The sequence below is a fragment of the Enterococcus sp. CR-Ec1 genome (assembly GCF_002850555.1).
GTDB classification, from domain to species: Bacteria; Bacillota; Bacilli; order Lactobacillales; family Enterococcaceae; genus Enterococcus_D; species Enterococcus_D entomosocium.
On record NZ_CP025223.1, the window covers coordinates 2762035 to 2786598 of the forward strand.

General features: G+C 41.4%; 25 protein-coding genes. All 25 read right to left on the bottom strand.

Going from position 1 to position 24564, the window contains the following annotated elements:
- Positions 1-68: 68 nt before the first annotated feature.
- Entirely contained in the window at positions 69-950 is an 882-nt protein-coding gene (locus CXM95_RS13235; RefSeq protein WP_005234383.1) for an ROK family protein, read from the bottom strand.
- Positions 951-1076: 126 nt separating this feature from the next.
- Positions 1077-1535: a GNAT family N-acetyltransferase gene (locus CXM95_RS13240; protein ID WP_008380888.1), complete on the bottom strand. Its 459-nt coding sequence runs from the start codon at positions 1533-1535 to the stop codon at positions 1077-1079.
- Positions 1536-1574: 39 nt separating this feature from the next.
- Positions 1575-1850, bottom strand: a complete 276-nt coding sequence (gene yidD / locus CXM95_RS13245) for a membrane protein insertion efficiency factor YidD (protein WP_008380886.1) — start codon at positions 1848-1850, stop codon at positions 1575-1577.
- Between the two features lie 92 nt (positions 1851-1942).
- The gene (locus tag CXM95_RS13250) at positions 1943-2119 is read right to left on the bottom strand and encodes a DNA-directed RNA polymerase subunit beta (protein ID WP_005228723.1); all 177 of its coding nucleotides are present in this window, start codon (positions 2117-2119) and stop codon (positions 1943-1945) included.
- A gap of 20 nt (positions 2120-2139) precedes the next feature.
- A complete protein-coding gene (murA, locus tag CXM95_RS13255) occupies positions 2140-3432 on the bottom strand; it encodes a UDP-N-acetylglucosamine 1-carboxyvinyltransferase (RefSeq protein WP_008380882.1) in 1293 nt (430 codons plus the stop codon).
- A gap of 90 nt (positions 3433-3522) precedes the next feature.
- On the bottom strand, positions 3523-3756 hold the full coding sequence (locus CXM95_RS13260; RefSeq protein WP_086297756.1) for a DUF1146 family protein: 234 nt from the start codon (positions 3754-3756) through the stop codon (positions 3523-3525).
- A gap of 158 nt (positions 3757-3914) precedes the next feature.
- Complete coding sequence (locus tag CXM95_RS13265; protein ID WP_005228716.1) at positions 3915-4337, bottom strand: F0F1 ATP synthase subunit epsilon; 423 nt, start codon at positions 4335-4337, stop codon at positions 3915-3917.
- A gap of 31 nt (positions 4338-4368) precedes the next feature.
- On the bottom strand, positions 4369-5775 hold the full coding sequence (gene atpD / locus CXM95_RS13270) for a F0F1 ATP synthase subunit beta (protein WP_005234377.1): 1407 nt from the start codon (positions 5773-5775) through the stop codon (positions 4369-4371).
- Positions 5776-5801: 26 nt separating this feature from the next.
- On the bottom strand, positions 5802-6704 hold the full coding sequence (locus CXM95_RS13275; protein ID WP_005228710.1) for a F0F1 ATP synthase subunit gamma: 903 nt from the start codon (positions 6702-6704) through the stop codon (positions 5802-5804).
- 16 nt (positions 6705-6720) lie between these two features.
- A complete protein-coding gene (atpA, locus tag CXM95_RS13280; RefSeq protein WP_086297759.1) occupies positions 6721-8277 on the bottom strand; it encodes a F0F1 ATP synthase subunit alpha in 1557 nt (518 codons plus the stop codon).
- A gap of 23 nt (positions 8278-8300) precedes the next feature.
- Entirely contained in the window at positions 8301-8843 is a 543-nt protein-coding gene (locus CXM95_RS13285) for a F0F1 ATP synthase subunit delta (RefSeq protein WP_016619750.1), read from the bottom strand.
- Positions 8830-9354: a F0F1 ATP synthase subunit B gene (gene atpF, locus CXM95_RS13290; RefSeq protein ID WP_016612589.1), complete on the bottom strand. Its 525-nt coding sequence runs from the start codon at positions 9352-9354 to the stop codon at positions 8830-8832. The genes CXM95_RS13285 and atpF overlap by 14 nt, the downstream gene beginning before the upstream one ends.
- Positions 9355-9442: 88 nt before the next feature.
- Entirely contained in the window at positions 9443-9655 is a 213-nt protein-coding gene (gene atpE, locus CXM95_RS13295) for an ATP synthase F0 subunit C (RefSeq protein WP_005228705.1), read from the bottom strand.
- Positions 9656-9687: 32 nt separating this feature from the next.
- On the bottom strand, positions 9688-10407 hold the full coding sequence (atpB, locus tag CXM95_RS13300; protein WP_008380872.1) for a F0F1 ATP synthase subunit A: 720 nt from the start codon (positions 10405-10407) through the stop codon (positions 9688-9690).
- A 293-nt stretch (positions 10408-10700) separates the two neighbouring features.
- The gene (gene smpB, locus CXM95_RS13305) at positions 10701-11159 is read right to left on the bottom strand and encodes an SsrA-binding protein SmpB (protein ID WP_008380870.1); all 459 of its coding nucleotides are present in this window, start codon (positions 11157-11159) and stop codon (positions 10701-10703) included.
- A 15-nt stretch (positions 11160-11174) separates the two neighbouring features.
- Positions 11175-13535, bottom strand: a complete 2361-nt coding sequence (rnr, locus tag CXM95_RS13310; RefSeq protein ID WP_016619751.1) for a ribonuclease R — start codon at positions 13533-13535, stop codon at positions 11175-11177.
- A 3-nt stretch (positions 13536-13538) separates the two neighbouring features.
- Positions 13539-14291: an alpha/beta hydrolase gene (locus tag CXM95_RS13315; protein WP_005234371.1), complete on the bottom strand. Its 753-nt coding sequence runs from the start codon at positions 14289-14291 to the stop codon at positions 13539-13541.
- A 123-nt stretch (positions 14292-14414) separates the two neighbouring features.
- Positions 14415-14651, bottom strand: coding sequence for a preprotein translocase subunit SecG (gene secG / locus CXM95_RS13320; RefSeq protein ID WP_005228700.1), 237 nt, complete (start codon positions 14649-14651; stop codon positions 14415-14417).
- A gap of 156 nt (positions 14652-14807) precedes the next feature.
- Entirely contained in the window at positions 14808-15080 is a 273-nt protein-coding gene (locus tag CXM95_RS13325) for a GNAT family N-acetyltransferase (RefSeq protein ID WP_005234370.1), read from the bottom strand.
- 17 nt (positions 15081-15097) lie between these two features.
- On the bottom strand, positions 15098-16054 hold the full coding sequence (locus CXM95_RS13330; protein ID WP_005234368.1) for an alpha/beta hydrolase: 957 nt from the start codon (positions 16052-16054) through the stop codon (positions 15098-15100).
- 144 nt (positions 16055-16198) lie between these two features.
- The gene (locus CXM95_RS13335) at positions 16199-20083 is read right to left on the bottom strand and encodes a Cna B-type domain-containing protein (RefSeq protein WP_101699245.1); all 3885 of its coding nucleotides are present in this window, start codon (positions 20081-20083) and stop codon (positions 16199-16201) included.
- Between the two features lie 662 nt (positions 20084-20745).
- The gene (locus CXM95_RS13340) at positions 20746-22083 is read right to left on the bottom strand and encodes a hypothetical protein (protein WP_225869307.1); all 1338 of its coding nucleotides are present in this window, start codon (positions 22081-22083) and stop codon (positions 20746-20748) included.
- A gap of 71 nt (positions 22084-22154) precedes the next feature.
- Positions 22155-22538 (bottom strand): hypothetical protein, encoded by a 384-nt coding sequence (locus tag CXM95_RS13345; RefSeq protein WP_086297762.1) that lies wholly within the window; start codon positions 22536-22538, stop codon positions 22155-22157.
- Complete coding sequence (locus tag CXM95_RS13350; protein ID WP_086297765.1) at positions 22535-23551, bottom strand: sugar transferase; 1017 nt, start codon at positions 23549-23551, stop codon at positions 22535-22537. The genes CXM95_RS13345 and CXM95_RS13350 overlap by 4 nt, the downstream gene beginning before the upstream one ends.
- The gene (locus CXM95_RS13355) at positions 23548-24534 is read right to left on the bottom strand and encodes a helix-turn-helix domain-containing protein (protein WP_086297767.1); all 987 of its coding nucleotides are present in this window, start codon (positions 24532-24534) and stop codon (positions 23548-23550) included. The genes CXM95_RS13350 and CXM95_RS13355 overlap by 4 nt, the downstream gene beginning before the upstream one ends.
- Between the last annotated feature and the right edge of the window lie 30 nt (positions 24535-24564).

The window sequence follows — 24564 nt, forward strand, 5'->3', positions numbered from 1 at the left end:
ACTTTTTGATCGTTTCGAATTGCTTCATTTTTTGTCAAAAGGACGTTTGAAAACATTACATCAAGATGTTAGCGGCTATTTCGTGGATACAATGCTTGAAAATTGGCTGCCGCCCCAACTAGATTGGCATCGTTGCGATAGTCACATAGCTTGATCAGTGGGACAAAATCATTTAAAGCTTGATCTGCCAACATTTTTTTCAACCGTTGATTCACTTCTTCTAACAAGCCATTTTTGGCACTGACACCGCCACCGATAATGATCACTTCAGGATCAAAAGCAAATTGAATACTGAATAGTCCTTGCGCTAAATAGCGGTAAAATTTATTGACTTCCTCGATCGCAATGGCATCCCCATCTTCTGCACGTTGAAAGACCTCTTCGCCGGTAATTGTGGTTCGATCTACACCAATTCGATCACAATAACGCCAAGCCATCTGAACCGCTGTCCCTAGTTGCGAAAATGTTTTGCCTTGATCCAAAATCATCAACCCAAATTCACCGCCGTATAAATGTGCCCCACGGACTAGCTCACCATTTTGAAACAGGGTACCGCCAACGCCTGTTCCGATCACAACGAAAGCTGCTTGCTGATACTCTTTGCCCGCTCCTTGATAGAATTCAGCCATCCCAGCGCAATTAGCATCATTTTCGATGGTTACTGGTACCCCAAACACTCCTTCGAGTTCAGAGTAGATGTCAAACCCATGGATATAAGGAATCGCACTGATACCGTCGATTCGACGTTCTTGGGCATTGACTGCACCTGGAGCACTGATCCCGACCCCTTCGATCTCTTCGTTTACGCTTGCTCTTACTTGCTGCAACTGGGCTTTCATTTCTTGCCACGTGCTTGGTGTAGTAAATTTGCCTTTACTCACCAAAGAATCCTGTGCCCAGACGCCATATTTTACTGCTGAACCACCCATATCAAAGACTAAAATCGCCATTTTTTTCCCTCAATCCTTTATTATTCTGATACTATCTATTTTACCGTAAGTCCCCACTTGAAGAAAGCGATTTCCGAGAACAATAAAAAAAACAGCCTAAAATCGCCATAGACTGTCTCTATGGGATTAGAGCTGCTTTTCCAAAATAACTTGATCGATCAACTGCTGCCCATTTTCAAAAATCGGTTCAGCATAGTGAGTGGTGAAATAATTTTCCATCCGGTCTTTTTCAACATAGTCTTGCGTTTGGTACAAAGTCAGGGCTGCAGAGGGCAGACTACCAGTTTTGATCACTACAATCGGCCGTTTTGCCCCAAGGTGTTGACTGAGGATCGCTTCTTCGGCAGCTTGCAGCAATTGACGACCAATGCCCATTCCTTGCTTTTCTGGAGAAACGGCCACATTCATAATCTCCCAGTTGTTGCCTTGATTTTGATAAACTAGCACACCAATCATTTCTCCAGCTTCTTCATAAACAAGTGTTTGGCTATTATATAGATAGCTTTCTACGACTGCTTTTTCAGGATCTGCATCCAGCAGCAACGCCCAAGGATACGCTTCATTAGAGTCGATTGGACGAATCATGGCTTTTTGGCTCCTTTTTTACATTTTTGTAGATTCCTTTTAACTTTTCCGATAACGGTACGTTGGTTTGACTTTGTCTTGCGTATTTCGTTTTAAAGTAAACGTCTGGGGTACGTAATCTATACCGCCTTTTACAAAGGGATGGCAGCGTAAGATACGAGCTACCCCCATCAAACCTCCTTTGGCTGCGCCATGTACTTGGATCGCTTGGATCATGTATCCTGAGCAAGTCGGATAATAACGACAGCTAGGAGGAAATAATGGGGAAATAAAACGTTGATAGAAACGAACAAAGCCAATCAAAAGTTTACTCATTTCTTGCCAACCTTTCTTTTTATGATCACGATTCAGTGAAGACAGATAGAAAAAACTAGGACTCAGCACGAGGCATAAGTCCTAGTTTGGGGTTACTTCATAAACTCAAAGATATGATTCCAAAGACTTGGAGAGAAGACTTTAAAAGGACTACCGTCGCCAATCACCCCATAGCCAATCATCGTTCCGGCTAAGAACAATAAAATAGCTAATAATATGACGATTAGAATTTTTATCAAGCTAGTTAGAATGTAACGGTTCAACTTCACTTTATTCTCTCCTACTCCTACTATGCGTTTACTGGTACGGTTTCTTCAACTGCTTCAGAAACTCGTTCCACAGAAGCACCTAATTGCTGCAATTTTTCATGGAATTTGTAATAGCCACGATCCAAATATTTTAGATTGCGGACACGTGTCCGACCAGTTGAACGTAGACCTAATAAAATTAACGCTGCTGCTGCACGTAAATCCGTTGCATAGACCAGCGCACCTTGCAATTCATGGCCGCCTTCGATCACTGCTACGTTGCCGTCTATTTTGACATGAGCATTCATCCGACGCATTTCTTCTAAATGTTGGAAACGGTTCTCAAATACAGTTTCGTTCACAACACTCGTTCCAGCTGCTAAAAGTTGAATAGCAGACATTTGCGCTTGCATGTCCGTAGGAAAACCTGGATGAGGCATTGTTTTCACATCTGTTGCCTTCAATTGTTCAGGTCCAACGACACGAATCCCTTCAGCTACTTCAGTCACTTCTGCGCCCATTTCGATCAATTTTGAGATCAATGGACGATTGTGTTCTGAGATCGCATCTTTAATAATGACGTCTCCTTGGGTCATCGCTGCTGCAACCATAAAGGTTCCTGCTTCGATACGGTCTTGGACGATCGAATGTTCCACCGCATGAAGGTGATCGACCCCTTCGATACGCATCGTTTCGGTTCCTGCACCAAAGACTTTGGCACCCATTTTGTTTAAAATGTTTGCTAAATCGACGATTTCAGGTTCACGAGCGACGTTTTCAATGATGGTGATACCTTTAGCTTTTACGGCAGCCATCATGATATTTTGCGTTGCGCCGACACTTGGGAAATCCAAGTAAATGCTATTGCCTTTTAACTCATCGGCGATCGCTTCTATGTATCCATCTTTTTGGATGATTTGAGCGCCTAGTGCTTGAAATCCCTTCAAATGCAAATCAATTGGTCGTTTGCCGATTGCACAGCCGCCAGGCATTGCCACTTTGGCATGACCATTACGGGCTAACAAAGGCCCCATGACTACGATTGAAGCGCGCATTTGGCTTACATACTCATAAGGTGCTTCGATCGCTAACTCTTGTGATGCATCGATCGTCATCGTATTGTTTTCTTCTTCAAAATCGATTGCGACATTTAAATGCCGAATCACTTCTTTCATTGTTAATACATCGGAAAGGATCGGTACATTTGTTAATGTCGTTGTTCCTTCTTCCGCTAATAAGCTTGCCGCTAAGATAGGTAGAACAGCATTTTTTGCCCCTTCGATCTTCACTGTTCCAGTTAATCGATTACCACCTTGAACGATCATCTCTTCCATTTATGTTCCCTCCAAATAATGCAGTGACTCACACAAATCTTGCCAATTATAGCATAATATTCGGTGTTTTTGCATATATTAATGAAATTCTTAAAAACCTGTTAAAAATAAATTACGACATAACGCAATCAACTCAAGGAAAAAAGTACTGGCGGTGTAGCCTAATGCAATCGCAAGAAACACCATGATCATTCGTATCTGAGTCGTTCGTAAGACTTTAAAAAAAGCATCGATCCGCACAGATTGCAATGCCCAAAATGCTAAATAGATGAACGCTAAATGACTCACGATTCGAATGATTGCATCAATTCCATACACTTGCATACTTCCTGCTCCTTTTTCATAATTGAACATTCCTATCATACCACAAAGATGTCAAGATAAAAAATAATCTTTCTTGAAACCTTCATGAAAAGACTTTAAAAAGTTTTTAAAACGTTTTCTCGAATAAAAAAAAACAAAGGCAAGATGCCCTTGTTTTTTTAGGAATGTTTTGACACGTTGATTCGATTAATGGCGCGGTGCAAAGCAACCGTTGCGCGACGAAGCTGGTCGATATCTTCGACTTGTTTGGCCTCTTCGATTTGACGTTCTGCACGTTGTTTTGCTCTTTCTGCCCGTGAAACGTCGATATCACGATCACGTTCCGCACTATCGGCTACGATGGAGACAACATTGTCCCGCACTTCAAGGATACCGCCATTAACGGCGACCCAGTCGACGTGAGTATCTGAATCGATCCGTTTGACCCGGACTTCATCAATCGTCAAAGGAACGATGATTGGGGCATGATGCGGCAAAATACCGATCTCACCATCTGTCGTACGTGCAACCACGATTTTCGCGTGATGATCGTAAACCAAACCAGCAGGTGTCACCACATTGACTGTTAAAAATTGATCCATGAGGTTCCCCTCTTTCTTCAAGGCTGGTTAATTAATAGCCAATTTTTTTCGCTTTTTCAATGACGTCTTCAATTCGTCCTACACTACGGAAGGCTTCTTCTGGAAGATCATCATATTTTCCTTCAAGAATCTCAGCAAAGCCTTTGATCGTTTCTTCAACTGGTACATAAGAACCAGGTTGTCCAGTAAACTGTTCCGCTACGTGGAAGTTTTGCGACAAGAAGAATTGGATCCGACGCGCACGAGCCACTAACGTTTTTTCTTCATCAGACAACTCATCCATCCCTAAGATAGCGATGATGTCTTGTAGTTCGCGATAACGTTGCAACGCATGCTGTACTTCAGTCGCTACTTCATAGTGTTTTTCACCAACGATTTCAGGTGCTAACGCACTAGAAGAAGAAGCTAGCGGATCAACAGCTGGATAGATCCCTTGTTCAGTCAATTTACGTTCCAAGTTGGTTGTTGCATCTAAATGGGCAAAAGCAGTCGCTGGTGCCGGGTCCGTGTAGTCATCGGCAGGAACATAGATTGCTTGAATAGAAGTAACCGATCCTTTTTTTGTTGAAGTGATCCGTTCTTGCAATTGTCCCATTTCGGTTGCTAGTGTCGGTTGATATCCAACGGCAGAAGGCATCCGACCTAGTAAGGCAGATACTTCAGAACCAGCTTGAGTAAATCGGAAGATATTATCGATAAACAAGAGCACGTCTTGTCCTTCTACATCGCGGAAGTACTCCGCTAAGGTCAACCCAGTCAAGGCAACCCGCATCCGGGCACCTGGTGGTTCGTTCATTTGTCCAAACACCATGGCTGTTTTTTCGATAACGCCAGATTCTTTCATTTCATTATAAAGGTCGTTTCCTTCACGTGTCCGTTCACCAACACCTGTGAAGACAGAGATCCCCCCATGCTCTTGGGCAATGTTGTGGATCAGTTCTTGGATCAAGACAGTTTTACCAACACCGGCACCACCGAAAAGACCAACTTTCCCCCCTTTTAAATAAGGGGCTAATAAGTCGATAACTTTGATCCCAGTCTCAAGGATCTCGGTACTTGTTGACAATTCATCAAAGTCAGGAGCTTTTTTGTGGATCCCACTGCGGGGTGCTTCTTCAGGAAACGGTGCTTCTAAATCGATGGTGTCCCCTAAGACATTAAACACCCGTCCTAAGGTTTCTGTCCCAACTGGAACAGAAATGGAGGCGCCTGTATCGATTACTTCCATTCCTCGTTGTAAGCCATCTGTTGATTCCATGGCAATCGTACGGATAACGCCGTCGCCAAGTTCTAAGGCAGCTTCTAACACAACTTTTGTTTTCTGCTCATCTTTTTTGTAAACAATCAACGCATTGTTGATATCTGGTAATGATTGGTCTAGAGAGAATTCCACGTCAACAACGGGACCAATGACTTGAACAATCTTGCCTGAACTCATTCGTATTCCTCCATTCGTTCTTGAAACTATTCTAACGCGGATGCCCCCGCCACAATTTCAGTAATTTCTTGGGTGATCGCTCCTTGGCGCGCTCGGTTATAAGAGATCGTCAAGTCCCCAATAATATTTTTGGCATTATCTGTTGCTGTTTTCATCGCTGTCATTCCGGCAGCATGCTCGGCTGTTTTTGCGTCAACAATCGCACCATAAATCAAGCTTTCAGCGTATTGAGGCAGTAATTGATTCAAAATTGCTTCTCTGGAAGGTTCAAACAAGTATTCTTGTTCATAACTTTCGGCTTCTTCAGGATCTAGATCGGAAATCGGCAACATTTTCTCCACACGAAATTGGCTAGTCAATGAGTTGATGTGATGGTTATAACACACATATAATTCATCGAAGACTTCGTTTTGGTACATCGTTGTCGCCAATGTTACGATTTTACGCACCTCGTCAAAGCTTGGTTGATCCGAAAGGTTTCTTAGCTCGTACGCCAAATTGATGCCCCGTGCTTTGAAAAAGTCAGCGCCAGTTGCACCAATGGCAATCATGACATACTCTTCTTCTTTTGCATGGTCTTCATCCAGCATGGTCATCATTTGCTTCAAGATGGAACTATTGTAGCCGCCCACTAGACCGCCATCAGAAGTGATGACGATGTAGCCTGTGCGTTTGACCGGACGACTAACCAACATACTGTTATAGTTCACACCATCTTTTGGACCAGAACCTGCAAGATCGGAAAGCTGCTGCGCAGTTAAATGCGTAACGATTTCACGTACTTTGTTGGCATACACTTGAAACTGTTTCGAATGAGCTTCAGATTTTGTTAATTTTGCAGCTGAAACCATTTGCATGGCCTTTGTGATTTGGCTGGTTTTTTTTGTTGAGGCAATTCGTTGCTTGATTTCATTTAATGAAGCAGCCATTTTCTCTCACCTCTTTTTATGCGTTTTGCATTGTCGATATTTTATCTTGGGGTGTCACCCGAGAACCGTTGGATGCCATGAAAATATCTTTGAATGCTTTAATGGTGTCATCTAACAAGCTTTCTTCTGGCAAGTCTTTCGTTGTCCGAATGGTTTCAAAAATCGTCGCTGCATTTGCTTCGATATATTCAAATAATTCTGCTTCAAAGTCCAATAGTTTATTGACTGGTACACTATCAATGAATCCATGTGTCAAGGCATAAAGAATCACGACTTGTTTTTCTACTGCCAGTGGTTCATGCAGTTTTTGCTTCAAGATTTCAACGGTTCGACGACCGCGGTTTAATTTGGCTTGTGTTGCAGCATCTAGATCAGACCCAAACTGCGTAAAGGCCTCTAGTTCGCGATAGCTAGCCAAGTCCAAACGCAAGGTACCGGCAACTTTTTTCATTGCTTTGATCTGCGCAGAACCACCAACCCGTGAAACGGATAATCCAGCCGCTACGGCAGGACGAACACCAGAATAGAAAAGGTCGTTTTCTAAGAAAATTTGTCCATCTGTGATAGAAATCACGTTGGTTGGGATATAGGCTGAAATATCCCCTGCTTGTGTTTCAACAAACGGCAATGCCGTCATCGATCCACCACCTAGTTCATCACTTAATTTCGCTGCACGTTCCAATAAACGAGAATGCAAGTAGAAGACATCCCCTGGGTATGCTTCACGACCTGGCGGACGACGTAGAAGTAGAGAAAGTTCACGATAAGCGACCGCTTGTTTTGATAAGTCATCAAAGACGATCAAAACATGTTTGCCGTTATACATGAATTCTTCCCCCATCGCAGCCCCCGCATAAGGTGCGATATAAAGCAGTGGTGCTGGTTGTGAAGCACCTGCTGAGACCACGATCGTGTAATCAAGGGCCCCGTAACGACGCAATGTTTCCACTTGTGCACGAACAGTTGAATCTTTTTGGCCAATTGCGACATAAATACAGATCATGTCTTGCCCTTTTTGGTTGATGATCGCATCAATAGCGATCGTTGTTTTCCCGGTTTTCCGGTCACCGATGACTAATTCCCGTTGGCCACGACCGATTGGTACTAAAGCATCAATAGCTTTCAACCCTGTTTGCATTGGTTCCGAAACGGATTTCCGTTGCATAACACCTGGTGCAGCTGCTTCGACTGGGCGTGATTTATTTGTTTCGATCGGACCTAAACCATCGATTGGTTGCCCTAATGGATTTACTACCCGGCCAATTAATGCATCGCCGACAGGAACTTCCATGATTTTACCAGTTCGTTTTACTTTGTCCCCTTCACGAATGGTTTCAAAATCACCTAGGATGATGATTCCGACATCGTTTGACTCTAAGTTTTGTGCCATCCCATAAGAACCGTTTGAAAACTCAAGCAGTTCTCCACTCATGGCATTTTCTAAACCGTGGGCGCGGGCGATCCCGTCCCCAACATATGTGACAGTACCGATTTCTTCTACAGAAAGTTCGTTCTGATAATTTTTAATTTGCTCTTTGATCAAGGCACTAATTTCTTCTGCTTTGATGGCCATCCGATTCACCTCTTATCTCTTGTTTATCTGCCGATTTTTTGTCGCAGATAATCCAGTTGGCTCTTAATACTACCGTCGATCACTTGATGATTTGCTTCAACGATGACACCGCCTAAAATCGTTGGATCGATCGTTTCTTTCAATTGTGCCTGCTTGTACCCAAGCTTATCGGCGATTTGCTTTTCGATTTTGCTTTTTTGTTCTGCTGACAAAGCAACAGCCGTTGTGATCGTTCCGAGAACAAGACCTTGATATTCATCGTAACGACGTTCGTATTCATCAATGATCAGCAATAGATCATCCATGCGATCATATTCATAAACGATCTCTAAGAAATTTCTGACCAAGCCTTCAAAGCCCTTCAGCAATTGATCGACTAATTGTCTTTTTTCATGGAGATCCAAGCGGTTATCCGTCACGATCTGACCGAATGTTGGAATCTCCTGATAAATCTGACGCAAGGTCATTAATTCTTGGTAAACTTCTGTCAAGCGCTGTTCTTCCATCGCCAATTCGAACAAGGCTTTTCCATAGCGTTTTCCCACTGTGAATTTATCGAGTTTCATTAACTGAACCCAATCCTTCGATATATTGATTGATTAGGGATTCATGATTTTCGGGAGTCAATTCGCGTCCTAAGATTTTTTCTGCGATTTGAAGCGAAAGTTCTGCAACATCATCTTTCACTTCTTTTAACGCAGTTTCTTTTTCAAGGGTGATATCTGAGTTTGCTTTTTCTTTCAAACGAGCCACTTCTTCTTTGGTCTCGCTCAAAATATTTTGTCGACTCAATTCCCCGCTATCTTTGGCGCTCTTGATGATCTCCGCAGCTTCAGAATGAGAACGTGCCAATTTTTCTTGGCGTTCTTTTTCTAATTTTGCTGCATTCAAGCGTGATTGTTCCGCTGAATCCAAATCATTGGCGATTTTATCTTCCCGTTTTTGCATCATGCTGCTGATGGCATCCCATGCAAAATGTTTCAATAAGAATAGCAAAAGAAGAATTGACCCGCTGACAACGATAATATTGCCAAGCATTGGATTTTGAACTTCCGCCATAACCAACTGATTTAGCATAACGATTCTTCCTTTCTGAAAGTCATTGTTTCATTAGAAAAAAGCAAAAACGAGTGCAATTGTTCGTTTCTGCCTTTTCGTGCTTGTCTTATCGGAAGACTAATAACAGCGCGATAACTACCCCTAGAATCGGTACAGCTTCGACTAACGCTACCCCGATAAACATTGTTGAACGTAGTTGACCTGACATTTCAGGTTGGCGTGCCATTGATTCGATCGTTTTTGCGATTACTTGTCCGTTACCATACCCTGCACCAATTGCTGCTCCGATAATTGCTAATCCTGCTCCAATAAAGTTCATTCTTTTTTCCTCCTAATTGTATGTCGATTCGATTAATGTTCTGCCACGATTTTGTGGCTCATAAATACCATGGTCAATGTAACAAATACATAAGCTTGGATCGCTCCAATAAAGAGCGAGAAGCCAATCCAGATCATTTCTAGCGGCATCACGATCGGCAATGACCACCAACCAAGACTAATAAACATGTTGGCAATCAATCCTAATAACACTTCTCCCGCGAATATATTCCCATATAAACGTAAGCCTAACGTGATGACATTCGTAAATTCTTCGATGATTTTTAGCGGCAATAAGAACCCCACCGGTTTCAAGTACGAATTGATCAAGTAATTTTTGAAGCCCAACGACTTGATCCCAAAGAAATGTGTCAAGGAAATAACCATAAGTGCAAGTGTCAATGTAACAAACGGGTCTGCTGTCGGACTTTTCCACAAGGTAATGTCATCTGTCGTCACAATTTTTGTGACTAAGCCGATCTCATTTGCCACAAACACAAAAAGAAACATTGTTACACCGAGCAAATGAAAGTTGTTCACTTGAGATCCTGGTAGATTGTCCGCTACGATACCACGAACAAAGTCAATGACCCATTCAATGAAGTTCTGCTTCCCTTTCGGTTTCATTTGCAGATTACGTGTACAAATAAAGACCACCAAAAAAACAATAATACAAGAAATGATTGTCATCATAGCTACAGTTCCATCAAACCATATAGGACCGATATGAAACATAAGCGATTTATCTTCCAATCTTTCTCACCTCTTTTCCTGTCATCTCCAGAAAAAAATCTGGTGTTACAATGCGTTTCCTCTCATAACAATCGGTATCATACCACCACGAATGGAAAATTTCAAAGCATTTTCAAGAAAATTAGACAAAAAACTCACAATGCCAAAAATCCTAAATTAAATGAAAAATCCCCGTGTCGCTATGTGGAAGAAAAAGCCTGTTATATCAACAGCTTTCCCTTAAATGCTACCAAATTTAGCGTGATTTTCAAAGCAATAACCTCTATCGGATTCTAAAAGAAGTTCTTAGAAAATTAGAAATTTCTAAGAACTCGGTCAATTTGTCTTTCTTGATCTTTGCGTTTCAAGGATTCCCGCTTGTCATATTCGCGTTTTCCTTTCGCTAAACCAATCAAAACTTTGGCATAACCATCCTTGATATACACCTTTAACGGAACGATCGTCATGCCGGTATTTTTTGTTTCGCCAATCAGACGAGCAATCTGCTTTTTATGCAGTAACAGTTTTCTTGTCCGTAGTGGATCATGATTAAAAATGTTTCCTTGCTCGTAAGGGCTGATATGCACATTGACTAAGAATGCCTCACCGTTACGAATACGTACAAAGCCGTCTTTCAAATTGATCCGACTGTTACGGATCGCCTTGATCTCGGTTCCCTGTAAGACGATCCCCGCTTCGATCGTATCGAGGATCGTGTAATCATGGCGGGCCTTTTTGTTTTGGGCGATTAATTTCCCTTCTCCTTTAGGCACGGGCCATCCCTCCAATTATTTTTTCTTGATTCCTTTGTAAAAAGGTTTTTTCTTTTTCACTTTGCCAGCTTTTTTCGGCTTGCCTTTGCCTGATTGCTCAAAGCGTTTCCCTTGGTTTTTCTCAGGGTTTCGTTGTTTTTTTCCACGGCGGCTAGCTTCATTTTTTTGATTGTTGTTACGTTTGTTGGCTTTTGGTGCTTGCAGTTTTTCAACTTCTTCTGCTGCTACCAGTTCGAAATCGATCTCTCTTGTTTCTGGATCAGCCTTTACGACTTTGATGCGAACTTTCTGACCAATTTTAAAGGTCAGGCCTGTCCGTTCACCCACAAGTGCCAGATGGTTTTCCAAATAATGGAAGTAATCTTGCTTCAGATTATTGATATGGATCAACCCTTCAATCGTGTTAGGCAATTCAATAAACAAGCCAAACTTAACGACGGAACTGATGATACCGTCAAACTCTTCTCCTACTTTATCGGCCATATACTCAGCTTTTTTAAGCGCATCGACTTCTCTTTCTGCATCGACTGCTCGTCGTTCCATTTGGGAGCTGTGCAGCGCGATGTCCGGCAAGATTTCCGCCCATTTGTTTTGGTTGGCTTCTGAGACATCTTCACTGTAAGATCGAATCAAACGATGCACGATCAAGTCGGGATAACGACGGATCGGTGACGTGAAGTGGGTATAATCTTCCGCTGCCAAACCATAGTGACCGACGTTTTCTTCAGAATACTTCGCTTGTTGCATACTTCTTAGTAGCATCGTATTGACAACCATTGCCTCTGGCTTATCTGCGACATCTTCAACAACTTTTTGCAATTGTTTTGGTGAGATCGAGCCATTGGTCTGCTTGACTACGATCCCTAAAGCAGATGCAAAATCAAAGAAGCGGCGCATTTTCTCTTCTTTTGGTTCCTCATGGATCCGGTAAATAAATGGTAAATGCTTCTGATTGAAATGACGCGCCACGGTTTCATTGGCTGCCAACATGAATGATTCGATCAATCGTTCGCCGACGCCCCGTGCTCGTAGAACGATTTCTTGCGGGTGTCCTTCTCCATCGACCAAGACTTTTGCTTCTCGGTCTTCAAAAGAAACTGCCCCACGTTTGATGCGCATCGCTTCTAACACGTGATGCAAGGCGGCCATATCATGAAACATCGGTACTAGTTCCGCATACTCTTTGGTGGTTTTCGGATCATTCTCTTCAATAATTTGATTGACTGCCTGATAGGTCATACGGGCACTTGTTTGAATAATACTTTGGAAAATATTGTAATCCGTGACGATCCCCTCTTGGTTGATCCACATTTCACAGCTCATAGTCAACCTTGGGACATTCGGATTCAACGAACAGATCCCGTTTGATAAACGCTGTGGGATCATCGGAATCACACGATCCGTAAGATAGACACTCGTTCCCCGATCAAACGCTTCTTTATCCAATGCGCTGTTTTCGGTCACATAATAAGAAACATCGGCGATATGCACGCCCAAATAGAAGCTACCGTCAGGCAATGCTTTTACGGTCACCGCATCATCCAAATCTTTGGCATCCGCTCCATCGATTGTTACAATCTGTTGATCTCGTAAATCCCGCCGTTCCGGAAAGTCGGCAGGATCGATCGTATCTGGTACTGCGTCTGCCGCTGCTAAGGTTTCTTCCTCGAATTTTGTTGGAATCCCGTTCGCCACGACGATCGATAATATATCCATTCCAGGATCGTTTTTATGTCCTACAACTTTCGTGATCAACCCCTCTAAGCTTTTCGAATAACCTTTTTCTGGGTAATGGCTGATTTCAACGATCACAATGCTCCCATCTACAGGTCGAATCCCTTGAGCACCAATAAACACCTTTAATTCACTTAGTTTTTTATCTTTAGGCTGAACAACGCCATATAGATCCGACTCTTCGATCTCTTTTTCATCAAATAATGTAAACTCGCCGACCAACTGACTGATGGCCCGTTGTTTGATCTCAACGACTTTCCCCTCTGCACCACGATCTGAGAAAGGATCCGCAACGTGCACGATGTCCACAGCAACGGTATCGCCGTCCATGGCATAGCCTGTTGCTTCTTTAGGGATATAAATATCGTCTTCTTCTTCATCCAAAGTGACAAAGCCGAAGCCCCGCTCGTTGGCACGGAAGGTTCCTTCCACAAACACTCGTTTCATGGGTAATTTCACTTTGCCTTTTTTGTTAAAAATCACGCTGCCTTCTCGTTCCATCGCCGCTACTGTCTGAACAAGATTCTTAAAGTCTGTACTTTTTTGAAGTCCTAGACCTTCAGCAATTTCTTCCATTGAAAAACTTTTTTTGCGGCTTTCTTCGAGAAACTGAATGATTTTTGTTTTAATCGTTTCTGTCATAACTCACTCTTTCCAAGCAAGTGTTTCTAAGAAAGCAAACACATCCTGCTCTAATTTTTTCCGTTCTGGTCCAACGGTCACCACATGACCGCTTTCGGGATACCATTGAAGCGTATAGGGAACATGGGACAGTGCCCCTGCTGTTTTGAAAACCGTCTGTGGATCGATCATTTGATCCTTTCCTGCTTGTGCTAGAAAGACTGGGCGCTCGATTTTCCCTAAATGCCCAGCTGTGGTTTGTCCGACTGTTTCGATTCCTTGCAGTTGCTCTCTGACCTTACGAGGGACTTCTGCCAATATTTCTTTTTGGGTCGCCTCGTCTAAATCAGCATAGGGTATGACCATTTCAGCATACTTTTCAAAATTGACTGGCACTTCATTCTTGGTTTCAAATAATGGCGAACAAAACAGTCCGCCCCCCATCAATGTTGGATCTTGTGTCAAACGATCCATCGCTAAAATCCCGCCCATCGAAAGTCCAAGAACGGCAACTTCTTCATAGCCTTTTTCTCTTACATAAGTAACTGCATCTGCAGCATCCTGCTGCCAAACAGCCATCCCTTGATTTAAGATATCATCTGGATTGGGCGTACCATGTCCAGTAAACATCGGCGTATAAACCGTGTAGTCTTTTTGTTCTAACGAACGACAAAGCATACGCACATCGTTAGGACTACCTGAATAGGCATGGAACAAAATGACTGCTCGCTTGCCGTGTTCAGCAAAAACCGGTTTTGGTTGATTAAATGTTTTCATGTTTCCTTTCACCTCACGTCCAATTCTACCATAGTTAAGAAGAATACTTCGACAAATGCGATCAAAATCTTCCCCTTAAAAAGAAAAAAACCTCTCTTTACGAGAGGTTCGCTAGCAAAATGATTAGTTTGATGAAAGAAAAGCCAAAATAAAGAGCAAGACCATCCAAACAAACCCTAAAATGGCCGTTGAGCGCTGCATCACTGCTTCAAATCCACGGGCTTTTTGCTTACCAAACAATTGATCCGCACCGCCAGTAAAGGCACTAGCTGCACTATTTTGCTTGCTAGGCTGCATCATGATCGTAATGACCATTAAAATCGAAATAACAATTACAGCAGTTAATAAGATATTATACACGTTAGCTCCTCCTTGCTTGCTAAAGTCGTCCTTTCTATTTTAGCATTTTCCGCTAGAAATTACTACTCCCTTTTTGTCATTGCTCGTTGCGTGACGGTTTAAAAAAAAGACTGTCCTTTCTGACAGCCTTTTTCTCATAGATCGCTTTCGTTCAAATCAGCGAACGAGTACGTCATCATATTCTGGTTTTTCTTTGAACTCTTTGACCGCAAAGGAGCAGACAGGCATAATTTTTTTCTCTTCCCGTCGTGCTTTTTCAACAACTGCTTTGAGCAATTTTTGCGCCAATTGCTGTCCACGATAATCAGGGTTGACGAAGGTGTGATCAACTTCAAGTACATCATCTGGTGTTTCTTGCCATGTAATCTCACCAATTTCTGTTTCTCCATCATATAAAGCAAAACGCTTGTTTTCTTCTTTTATTTCCATTGTTTTCGCCCTTTCTATCAGACAATGTCTGTTTTTTGTTTGATATTCTCAATAAATTGCAAAACGGTTGGCCAATATTCTGGGGCATCTTTAACTGCCTGTAAATGTCCCATATTGGGAAAAAGGACTTTTTGTTTCGGACCAGCCGTTGCTTCCATTAAAGTATTGATTTCTTTTTCAGAAAGAAACGTATCCTTTTCTCCTTGTAAAAACAGCACAGGTAAATGGTTGCTGCCGACTTGTCGGGTCACTGAGATTTGTAGGAAGGGGTAGCCGACTAAGTGTTTACTGTAACGATTGGCTAATCGCAAAAAGCGCTTGACGGGTAACCGAGAAAATTGTGGTAGACTTGCCCGAATGGCACTATAAACGGACGTATAACTGCTGTCTGAGATCAAACCCGCAACTTGCACCGGCATGACTTCTCCACTGGCCAGCAGCAAAGTCGCCGCTCCCATCCCTAAACCATAGAGGAAGATTTGGGTTTGTGGGTCTTTTTCCAAAATCTTATCGATCCACAAAAGCAGATCCATCCGATCTAGCCACCCTAAGCCGATCTCTTTGCCTTCACTACGGCCATGTCCACGCAAATCAGGAACTAAAACATTGTAACCCGCAGCCCAGAATTTCTCGGCCGCATCTTGACAGTCTGCTTGCCCATCACTGCGATACCCATGCAAGCAGATCACCCACGTTTTAGCACACTGATCAAAGACTTCTGCTCTCAGGATCAGATCATCGGTGGTCGTTACCGTACATTCCGAACCTTGTGACCAAAAAGCCGAACTGCTTTTCGCGATCCGCTCTTTGTATGGAATCCCCAGTTTCTTTCTGCCTTCTTTTTCATACCATTCATTGTTACGCATAATAATTGCCGAAACAAAATAGCGTACGCCCTTTTTCATCACAGACGTGCGATATACATAGTACACCAAAAAAATAAAAATTAGCAGTAGTAGCAATAGCCAAACCATAGGATCCCCCCTTCATTTTAGTTTACCATTTACACCGGTTTTCAGCCAAAGTTTTGTCGCAAGTCTTAAATAAGTCCTATACTTTTTTAAGAAAAAATCTTTGTACTGACTTCTAGCGAAGGAGCAGTACAAAGATTTGTTTGGTTAAATATGTTTCTGTTTATAGAATAGGAAGGCGATCATGGTGAGTAAAATACTTCCAAGAACACTTAGTTCATAAGAGGATTCCTCATTTGTCTTTGGCAATCGTTTTTCATTATCTGTCTGTGATGACTCTGTCTGGTTCTTTTTGTCATCCAGCTTTTGCTCGGCGTTTCCGGCTATTTTTATCGGTTTATCAGACTTGTCAGAAGGTGTTGGTACTTTGGGACCGCTAGGATCATTCGGTGTCTTAGGCGTTCTCGGCGTTTTTGGTTCGACATAAGTATTGATCAAATCATAATCATGGACTTCTGACCTGTATCCTTTGACAGCCACTTCTTGAATGCTATAGGTGTACGCTTGACCTTTCTCATCATATTTTGGCAGATCTTCAAAACGATAGGTCCAGTTGCCTTCTTTATCTGCTTTTACGGTTTGCTTGTCGATTTCTTTACCGTTTTGCATTAATTCGACAGTGATGCTTTCAGGGCGGGTATTGAACTTGTTGCCATAGTCATTCCACGTCTTCGTTCCCGATACTACCGTTGTTTCGGTATTGTGATAGGTGTTGACCAGGTCATAGCCGTTGACTTTAATAGTGTAACCTGGCACTTTTTCTTCTTGGATCGTGTACGTGTATGCTTGACCTTTTTCATCATACTTAGGCAAATTTTCAAAGCGATAGGTCCAGTTCCCTTGGTTATCTGCTTTTACGGTTTGTTTGTCAATTTTTTTATCATTTTGCATCAGCTTCACAGTGATACTCTCTGGACGGGTGTGGAACTTGTTGCCATAGTCATTCCACGTCTTCGTTCCCGATACTACCGTTGTTTCGGTGTTGCGATAGGTGTTGAATAGGTCATAACCATTGATTTCAGTGGTGTAACCTGAAACTTTTTCTTCTTGGATCGTGTAGGTGTAAGCTTGACCTTTTTCATCATACTTTGGCAGATTCTCGAAGTGATAAGTCCAGTCGCCTTGGTTATCTGCTTTTACGACTTGCTTGTCGATTTCTTTATCATTTTGCATCAGCTTGACAGTGATGCTTTCTGGTCTTGTTTCGAATTTGTTATCGTAGTCATTCCATGTCTTTGTTCCGGCTACGTCTGTCGTTTCAGTATTGCGGTAGGTGTTGACTAGATCATAACCATTGATTTCAGTGGTGTAACCTGGCACTTTTTCTTCTTGGATCGTGTACGTGTACACTTGACCTTTTTCATCATACTTAGGCAGATTCTCGAAGTGATAGGTCCAGTTGTTTTCTTTATCAGCTTTTACGGTTTGTTTGTCAATCTCTTTACCGTTTTGCATTAAGTCGACAGTGATGTTTTCAGGGCGGGTATTGAACTTGTTGCCATAGTCATCCCATGTCTTTGTTCCAGCTACGTCTGTCGTTTCAGTATTGCGATAGGTGTTGACTAGGTCATAACCATTGATTTCAGTGGTGTAACCTGAAACTTTTTCTTCTTGGATCGTGTACGTGTATGCTTGACCTTTTTCATCATACTTAGGCAGATTCTCAAAGTGATAAGTCCAGTCGCCTTGGTTATCTGCTTTTACGACTTGCTTGTCGATTTCTTTATCATTTTGCATCAGCTTGACAGTGATGCTTTCTGGTCTTGTTTCGAATTTGTTATCGTAGTCTTTCCATGTCTTTGTTCCAGCTACGTCTGTCGTTTCAATATTGCGGTACGTGTTGACCAGGTCATAACCGTTTACTTTAGTAGAATACCCTTCAACATGTGTTTCTTGGATTGTGTATTCATAAGTCTGACCAGATTCGTCAGTTTTCGGTAGATCAGTAAATTCATAATGCCAGTCCCCCTCTTTACTTTGGGTAACCGTTTTTGTTTGGAATACTTCACCGTTTTGCAATAATTGAACCATAATGCTTGTCGGACGGGTATTGAATTTGTTGTCATAATCATCCCACGTTTTGGTCCCGCTGATTGTCGTTGTATCAAAAGAAAGTAATTGATTCATGGCAGCTAGTTTAATAGTCGGCACGATTGTTTCATTTGCTTGCAGATCCCAGCGATGGGTTTCTGCGTTGACCAGCACTGTATCAGCAATGATACTGCCGTCAACATTTTGATGGACATCGACTGTATCACCAACAGCCAAGATGGTTCCTTGGAATGGACTATTAATCGAAATCGTTTGGCCCTCTGATTGGCCAACAAAATTCCATAAGATAACAGCATCATCAAACTCTTCTGTTTCATGGCTATTACGAGACGTACCATCCGTATATTCTAGTTTGATTTGGGACTTAACATTAACGGTGCTGGCTCCCTCAGTGTCCACATTGATGATTACAGGCGTATTTCCTCTTGTTAGCCCTTTAATGGTGATCGGCGTATCTTTTTCTAATTCCGTTTTTGAAAGAGAAACAACAACCTTTTGATCTTCTTTCGCAATTGTATCTTCTGAAAAAGAAATGGGTTTTTTATCAATCAGATAGCCGTCTGGCGCTTCCGTTTCCACAAAGGAATATTCTCCCTCTGGAAGACCAGCTTCGATCACCTGCCCATCATCATTTGTGACTTCTTCATCAACTTCCTTATGCGTCTTGTTGTTTTGAAGTTCGTAAACACCATCATCAAGTGGATTTCCTTGTTCGTCTGTCAAGGTCAAAACAACCACTTGTGTCTCATCTTCGGCATCGGCTGTATTGATGACCCGCTGATTATTATCGGTGAAATCCTTGGTTACACCGGGTGTCTGCGGATAAGCTCCCAGTCTTTCTGACGTCGCCTGTAACGTTGAAAATGCCTGTTCAAAGTCTATATAAGGCTCACTCACGGATTGATCTTGAAAAACTTCGGAAGTCTTCAAGTGATCCATTCTCTGACCATTTACAAAAACGGCAGGTTGCTGATTTTGATCTGCTAAATCTACTGTGACTGATGGGCCAAAAACAACTTTGTTTTTTCTACTATCAGTTCCTGATACAAAAGAAGAGTTTGCGATGGAATTGACCTTTTGAATATAATTGATTTCTGTTGGCAAAGAACCATCCTGAATACTGGTCCCAAAATTGACATTTCCGTTTAATTCACCAACGGCCAAATTTCCGTTCGTGTGTGTATTTAGCGTCGCATGGTTAGCAAAAATATGAAAATATTGCGCTTCTCCTAGAAGTGCGTCATCAACTTCAGGAACATCATTTTTAAAAATGCCCCCACTTGAAAGTTGTGAAGCTGCTGGCGCACTTGCTTGGGTATCAAGCGTTGATTCTATGGTTTTTGATGCAGTATTTGACGCCGTTTGTTGTTGTGACTCGCTGCTTGTTGTTACAACCTTTTTTTCAGAAGCCTCTGTTTGATCCTGAGTATCAGAAAGTACGGCTTCTGTACTCGTTGCTTCTGTGGATTCATTTTCAGATAGAACAACTGCTACATCTGTTGTGTTGATGATGTCTTCTTTCACTTGTCCATTTTTTTCATCTGTTTGAAGAAAGGCGGATTTGATTGTCAATGTTTGAAGACTTTTTGTTTGAAACGTTAGCGTCATTTGGCTAAAAGAACTGCTAGCGGTTTCTTCCATCAGCTGCTGTCTTTGCGGATCATATGTAAATGGCGTGCCGCTGCTTTGAATCGAGTTCGGCAGAACCTTTTGTTCCCCTTCACTCAAGCTGAATGCCAGTTGATTTGCTGCTTGTTGATTCTTTTCTACTTGGATCGTCCAAGTGATCTCCCCTGTGGTAGGATCTGGTAATGATGTCACTTGCGCTATGCCCTTTTCGTTTTGAAATAGGATTGTTTTGGGATTCTCCTCGGTGTCCGCATTGGCTGTGATGACTGATAATAAAGGCGCCAAATAGGATAAAATAAGTAAGGACAGCATGAACATTGGGTAAGCTATTTTTTTCACATAAGTACGCATTTCTCTTCCTCCAAACAACAAATTTTACTCAGGTGATTATCCTAATCGGAAAAAAGAGAAAATGCAAAATGACCCAAATTTTGATTCTGTGAGAAAAATGAGAGCAAAAGCCAAAAAATGGGTCCTTCTCTCAAGGGAATTTGTGAAAATGAAATAGGATTTCTTTTGTTTGAAAAACAACAGAATATTTTTTTCATGATAAATACTCAAAATCCAGAAAGAATCTTTTGTTTGTGATAAAAGTTCTTTCCTTAAAAACTCTTAAACATCAGGAGTGATTGGCTACTCGCTAAAATTTCACTTGTCAAAAAAAAATAATTGTAAACTGAAAATGAAATTTTCATAAACAATCATATTATTTTCATTTTCGGTTACAAAAATTTTAGCAGATTCTTTAAAATCTTACTGTTATTTTCCCTTTATTTATAAGTTCTCTTAACTTTTACTGTACAAAGAAACGTCTTTATCGTTTTTGGGACTGATGAATCATAATTGATTCTTCAGTCCCAAGTGTGTTTTTTGTACAACATATCAATCCTTATTGACGACAAGACTTTATTGCAAAGTCCGATGTTCTGATCTAGTACAAAAGACTAACCATGGAAAAAAAGGGAATGGTTATTGCAATCCGCTCGAAATTCACGTTTCCTTCTCCAAATTGACTACTCTTTGTCGTTGCTGATCAAGAAATCAAGCAATTCCGACTGTTCCGCAAAGATTGCTTCTACTGATAAGCTTCTATGATGACTCTTTTGCTTGGTAGCTTCTGGTAGCTCAGAATCAATTTGGTTAGTTGAAGATTCGAGGGACTTCTCGACTGGTAAAGGTTCTGCATTCACTTTCGACTCTAAACCGTCTGGCTTCATTGGAAATGGACTGTTATCCTCAAAGTGATCTATCGAAGCATTCAGTTGACTTTTCCAAAACAACTCTCCGAAGAGATACACGCCAAGAGCATTTTTATTGTTAAACACTTTACAAGATAACCCCATCTTGTTGAGTGCCTGATTTACTGTGTTTTCGTTGATCGTTTCTGAAGGAATATCTCTGATTAGAATTGTATCAGCATATTGAATATCTTGATCACTGTTTACATAATCAATCAATTGATCTGTCAAAGCAGTCGTCTCTTTTTTAACGATCTCAGTTAAATCTATTGTCTGACCTCCATTGATCGTCACGACAAATGGATTGTTTTTCTTAGCTGTGACAAGCATATCGTAAACGACGCCATGATCTAGCGCAAAGATAGGTGCGGGATGATCCCCCTCATTTTCTTGATAAGCTTGTACCACGTTGCCTGCCAATTCAAACAAGCCGTCTGTGACTTTTGAACTTTTGATCAGTTCCCCATTTTCGTAGCTATCACAAGTGAGAGAATGATCATTGATTTCAATCACATAGGTCAACCCAGCAAGAATTTCTTCCACGCCTAACATCAAATGAATATCATTTCGTTTGCTTTCAAAAATTGCGCCCAGAGATTTCGGGATCAGCTTTACTCGCTCGATGCGGATCTGATAGTGCGTGCCATCAACAACTGTCTCGAATTCATCTGCCAGTTGTCTCTCAATGTCAGCAAGCCGGTCAAAACTTTCTGTTGCTACGCCAAGGCATAATGAACAGCTAAAGTAATCCTCTGCAATTTCAGTAAAAAGTGAGGGTCTTTTCGCTACTAAATAAGAGAGTATCGTTTTGATATATGTCTTAAATTTTTGGTCTCCCAGGATTGCCAACGGATTGCCAAATGTTTGATAGGCTTCTGATCGTCGACTATACAACTTGTCGAGCCCCCAAGTGATTTCTTTCTCGCTGCCCCCGAGAAGTATTCGTTTCCCTACTTTGTTTTTTAGGTAGATCGGTTCATTATTCTTTCCTAAAAGATATTGTAGATTATTTTTTTTGACTTCTGAATAAACAGAACTTCTGACATCTTGATAACCGTAGCCAACAACGCCTACTCGAAATTCATCAATGTCTAATGCAATGATTTTGTTCACACTAATCCCCCTAACTTCCCTATTTATCATGACTTACAGCTTCCCTAATAACACTATTGCTATTTCATCCTCTATTTTCCTGCCTCTTCTTGGATAAAGAATGCATTGGACAGTTCCTGAATTTTACTCATTTGTTCGTTGACTTCTGCTTCTAAAAGCAACAAGTCGCTGAAAATTACTTTTGTATTACGTATATGCCGTAAAAGTTCATTGGTTTTGACCATCTGCAAGTCAATTTTTTTGCATAACTCTCTCAATTCTTCTTGGCTATTCTTTAAGACAATAAAATCGCGATAACCAATGGCTGACTGTCGTTTTTCTAAAATCATTTGTTGTAATCGCGCAATTTTACTGTCCCGTTGTTCGATCGTTTGTTTCAAATCAGTCAACATCTGGTCTAGTTCGCTGATTTGAATGATTGCGGATAACTTCTTTGTACTCATTGATTGTTTCATGCTTGACTTGCTCCTTTGCCTAGGAGTATTTTCACTTCTGAATCCATCAGTGCCGTTCTAGTAAATATTCCTGATTGCAGTAAACGACTAAATGAAAGAACATTATTTTTTATCCGCAGCAGCTCTTCATCTGTTAACTCACTTAATTGATGATCAATGTCTTCAATTGCGTTGATAGTAATGCCAAGTTCCAGTTTCTGTACCATCTCTGCTATAGCTGCTTCTTTCCATACAATGACAGGGATTCCTAACGAGAGATACAACGAGATTTTGTGTGGTGCATTATACTTCGTATATTGTTGGTAGTCACCACCATCAGGCAACTTATCATCCCACGCAAGTCCGAAACCATTTTTCTCCATCCTACGAACCAATTCTTCTTGCTCAAAAACACCACAATAATGAACATTCGGACCAAAATGACTGTCGTTTTTATCACCGTATACAAGAATTTCCGTGCGATTGGGCCACTGCTGAAGAAAACGGGTTTTTGCCAAATTTCCTGCAAAGACAACTCGTTTTTCTGGTCTTTCATGACTGACACTAACATCTTGATGCTGATAGTCGAAAAATGGTTTTTGGATCATTCTCCGTGTCACGCCTCTTTCGACTAAGGCTGTCTGCATAGCTTGGCTATGAACGATCAATACTGTTGCTTCATTGAAAAGAGCAGATTCATCAAAATCGACTTTCCCACGTAACATCTCAGCGTCATGGATGAATAAACTCGTGTAAATCCCTCTTTGTTTCATTCTTTGTAAGAACATTCGGTCAAAATGGGCTCCGTTATAACTTGGATATTGATAGACCACGATATCTTCATAAGCGACACCAGCTGTAATGCCATCAATCCTTGACATAAGTGCATAATCATCTTCATTCTCATCGATATAACGATAAATATATAAAGGTTGATAATCCATCCCATTGGCAATGTGAAAAACATCTACTTTCGCTTTTTTGACTGAATCTGCTGCATTCGATTCAATGATCGTCGTCACCCACCGATTCACGCTTGTCCCATCTCCTTTTCCATCATTGCCCGCACAAACATCACTTCATCTTTTGGTAAGCACCATTCTGCACCCTTCAAATTTTTAGAAAACAGTTGTACAGCAGGATCTTCTTGTGCAGTATTCCTTGTAAGCAGCAAATATTTGACTAATTTTAGAACTGTCTGATTATAGACATCAATATGCCAATGTTCCTCCATTAAACGACTTGCATGTTGAAGTAATTGAACCGCATCATCACAGCGTTGGATGTCTACCAAACATTCTGATAAATCTAATACGGCGCCTACTAAGACTGGCCGCAGTTCCGTAAAATCAGTCGAATTTATTTTCTTTAAAAGGCAGCTCTCTAACAAAAAAATTTGTTTTTCTAAAGATGAAGCGTGCAAGCCATAGCGCTGTTTGATGCGTAATGTAGCTAAATATAAAAGGCTGTCAAATAATGTATAAAAATCAGTTCCCAGAAAAAATGTTTCAAGCATTTCTAAACTTGCATCTGGGACTTTCTGGTTCATACAACCAAATACGATGTCAGAATAGGCCAACATGAGTTTAAATATCGTATTATCCTCAGTTGAGGGGCGAAACTTTTCTAACTCTTTTCTAACTTTCATAAAGGTAACAAACATGTCCTCTTTCGTTGATAAAGAGCTATAAATCAATACACTCAATAGATGAAGTTGTTCATCTGTTGACATTGCAAACATGTCTAGCAATTCGGTATCTGAAATGCTCAACATTTTCTTGATGCCAACAACCAATTCGAAGGGCAAATCGATCTCATATTGTACCCATCTATAGTACCGTGAGCGAGATAACCCAATCTTTCTTTCAAAAGATTTCACAGATAGTCCTTTACATTTGCGTATCTCTTCTAATTTCTCGCGATCAATATTGACAGCAACGACTGATGTATCAGGTATCTTTAAGTCTGGGTTGATCGTGCTAATTAATCGACAAACGCTTAGTAATCTAGTTTCCATATTTTTCAAATCCTTTTTTCTAAAATGCAG

Excerpts from the sequence above, each read along its gene's own strand:
- atpF (WP_016612589.1), bottom strand. The coding sequence starts at position 9,354 with ATGCTAAATCAGTTGGTTATGGCGGAAGTTCAAAATCCAATGCTTGGC.
- CXM95_RS13265 (WP_005228716.1), bottom strand. The coding sequence starts at position 4,337 with ATGGATCAATTTTTAACAGTCAATGTGGTGACACCTGCTGGTTTGGTT.
- yidD (WP_008380886.1), bottom strand. The coding sequence starts at position 1,850 with ATGAGTAAACTTTTGATTGGCTTTGTTCGTTTCTATCAACGTTTTATT.
- CXM95_RS13235 (WP_005234383.1), bottom strand. The coding sequence starts at position 950 with ATGGCGATTTTAGTCTTTGATATGGGTGGTTCAGCAGTAAAATATGGC.
- atpE (WP_005228705.1), bottom strand. The coding sequence starts at position 9,655 with ATGAACTTTATTGGAGCAGGATTAGCAATTATCGGAGCAGCAATTGGT.
- CXM95_RS13285 (WP_016619750.1), bottom strand. The coding sequence starts at position 8,843 with ATGAAACTCGATAAATTCACAGTGGGAAAACGCTATGGAAAAGCCTTG.
- rnr (WP_016619751.1), bottom strand. The coding sequence starts at position 13,535 with ATGACAGAAACGATTAAAACAAAAATCATTCAGTTTCTCGAAGAAAGC.
- atpD (WP_005234377.1), bottom strand. The coding sequence starts at position 5,775 with ATGAGTTCAGGCAAGATTGTTCAAGTCATTGGTCCCGTTGTTGACGTG.
- atpA (WP_086297759.1), bottom strand. The coding sequence starts at position 8,277 with ATGGCCATCAAAGCAGAAGAAATTAGTGCCTTGATCAAAGAGCAAATT.
- CXM95_RS13260 (WP_086297756.1), bottom strand. The coding sequence starts at position 3,756 with ATGCAAGTGTATGGAATTGATGCAATCATTCGAATCGTGAGTCATTTA.
- CXM95_RS13240 (WP_008380888.1), bottom strand. The coding sequence starts at position 1,535 with ATGATTCGTCCAATCGACTCTAATGAAGCGTATCCTTGGGCGTTGCTG.
- CXM95_RS13355 (WP_086297767.1), bottom strand. The coding sequence starts at position 24,534 with ATGGAAACTAGATTACTAAGCGTTTGTCGATTAATTAGCACGATCAAC.
- murA (WP_008380882.1), bottom strand. The coding sequence starts at position 3,432 with ATGGAAGAGATGATCGTTCAAGGTGGTAATCGATTAACTGGAACAGTG.
- CXM95_RS13325 (WP_005234370.1), bottom strand. The coding sequence starts at position 15,080 with ATGGAAATAAAAGAAGAAAACAAGCGTTTTGCTTTATATGATGGAGAA.
- CXM95_RS13315 (WP_005234371.1), bottom strand. The coding sequence starts at position 14,291 with ATGAAAACATTTAATCAACCAAAACCGGTTTTTGCTGAACACGGCAAG.
- CXM95_RS13345 (WP_086297762.1), bottom strand. The coding sequence starts at position 22,538 with ATGAAACAATCAATGAGTACAAAGAAGTTATCCGCAATCATTCAAATC.
- CXM95_RS13275 (WP_005228710.1), bottom strand. The coding sequence starts at position 6,704 with ATGGCTGCTTCATTAAATGAAATCAAGCAACGAATTGCCTCAACAAAA.
- CXM95_RS13330 (WP_005234368.1), bottom strand. The coding sequence starts at position 16,054 with ATGGTTTGGCTATTGCTACTACTGCTAATTTTTATTTTTTTGGTGTAC.
- CXM95_RS13335 (WP_101699245.1), bottom strand. The coding sequence starts at position 20,083 with ATGCGTACTTATGTGAAAAAAATAGCTTACCCAATGTTCATGCTGTCC.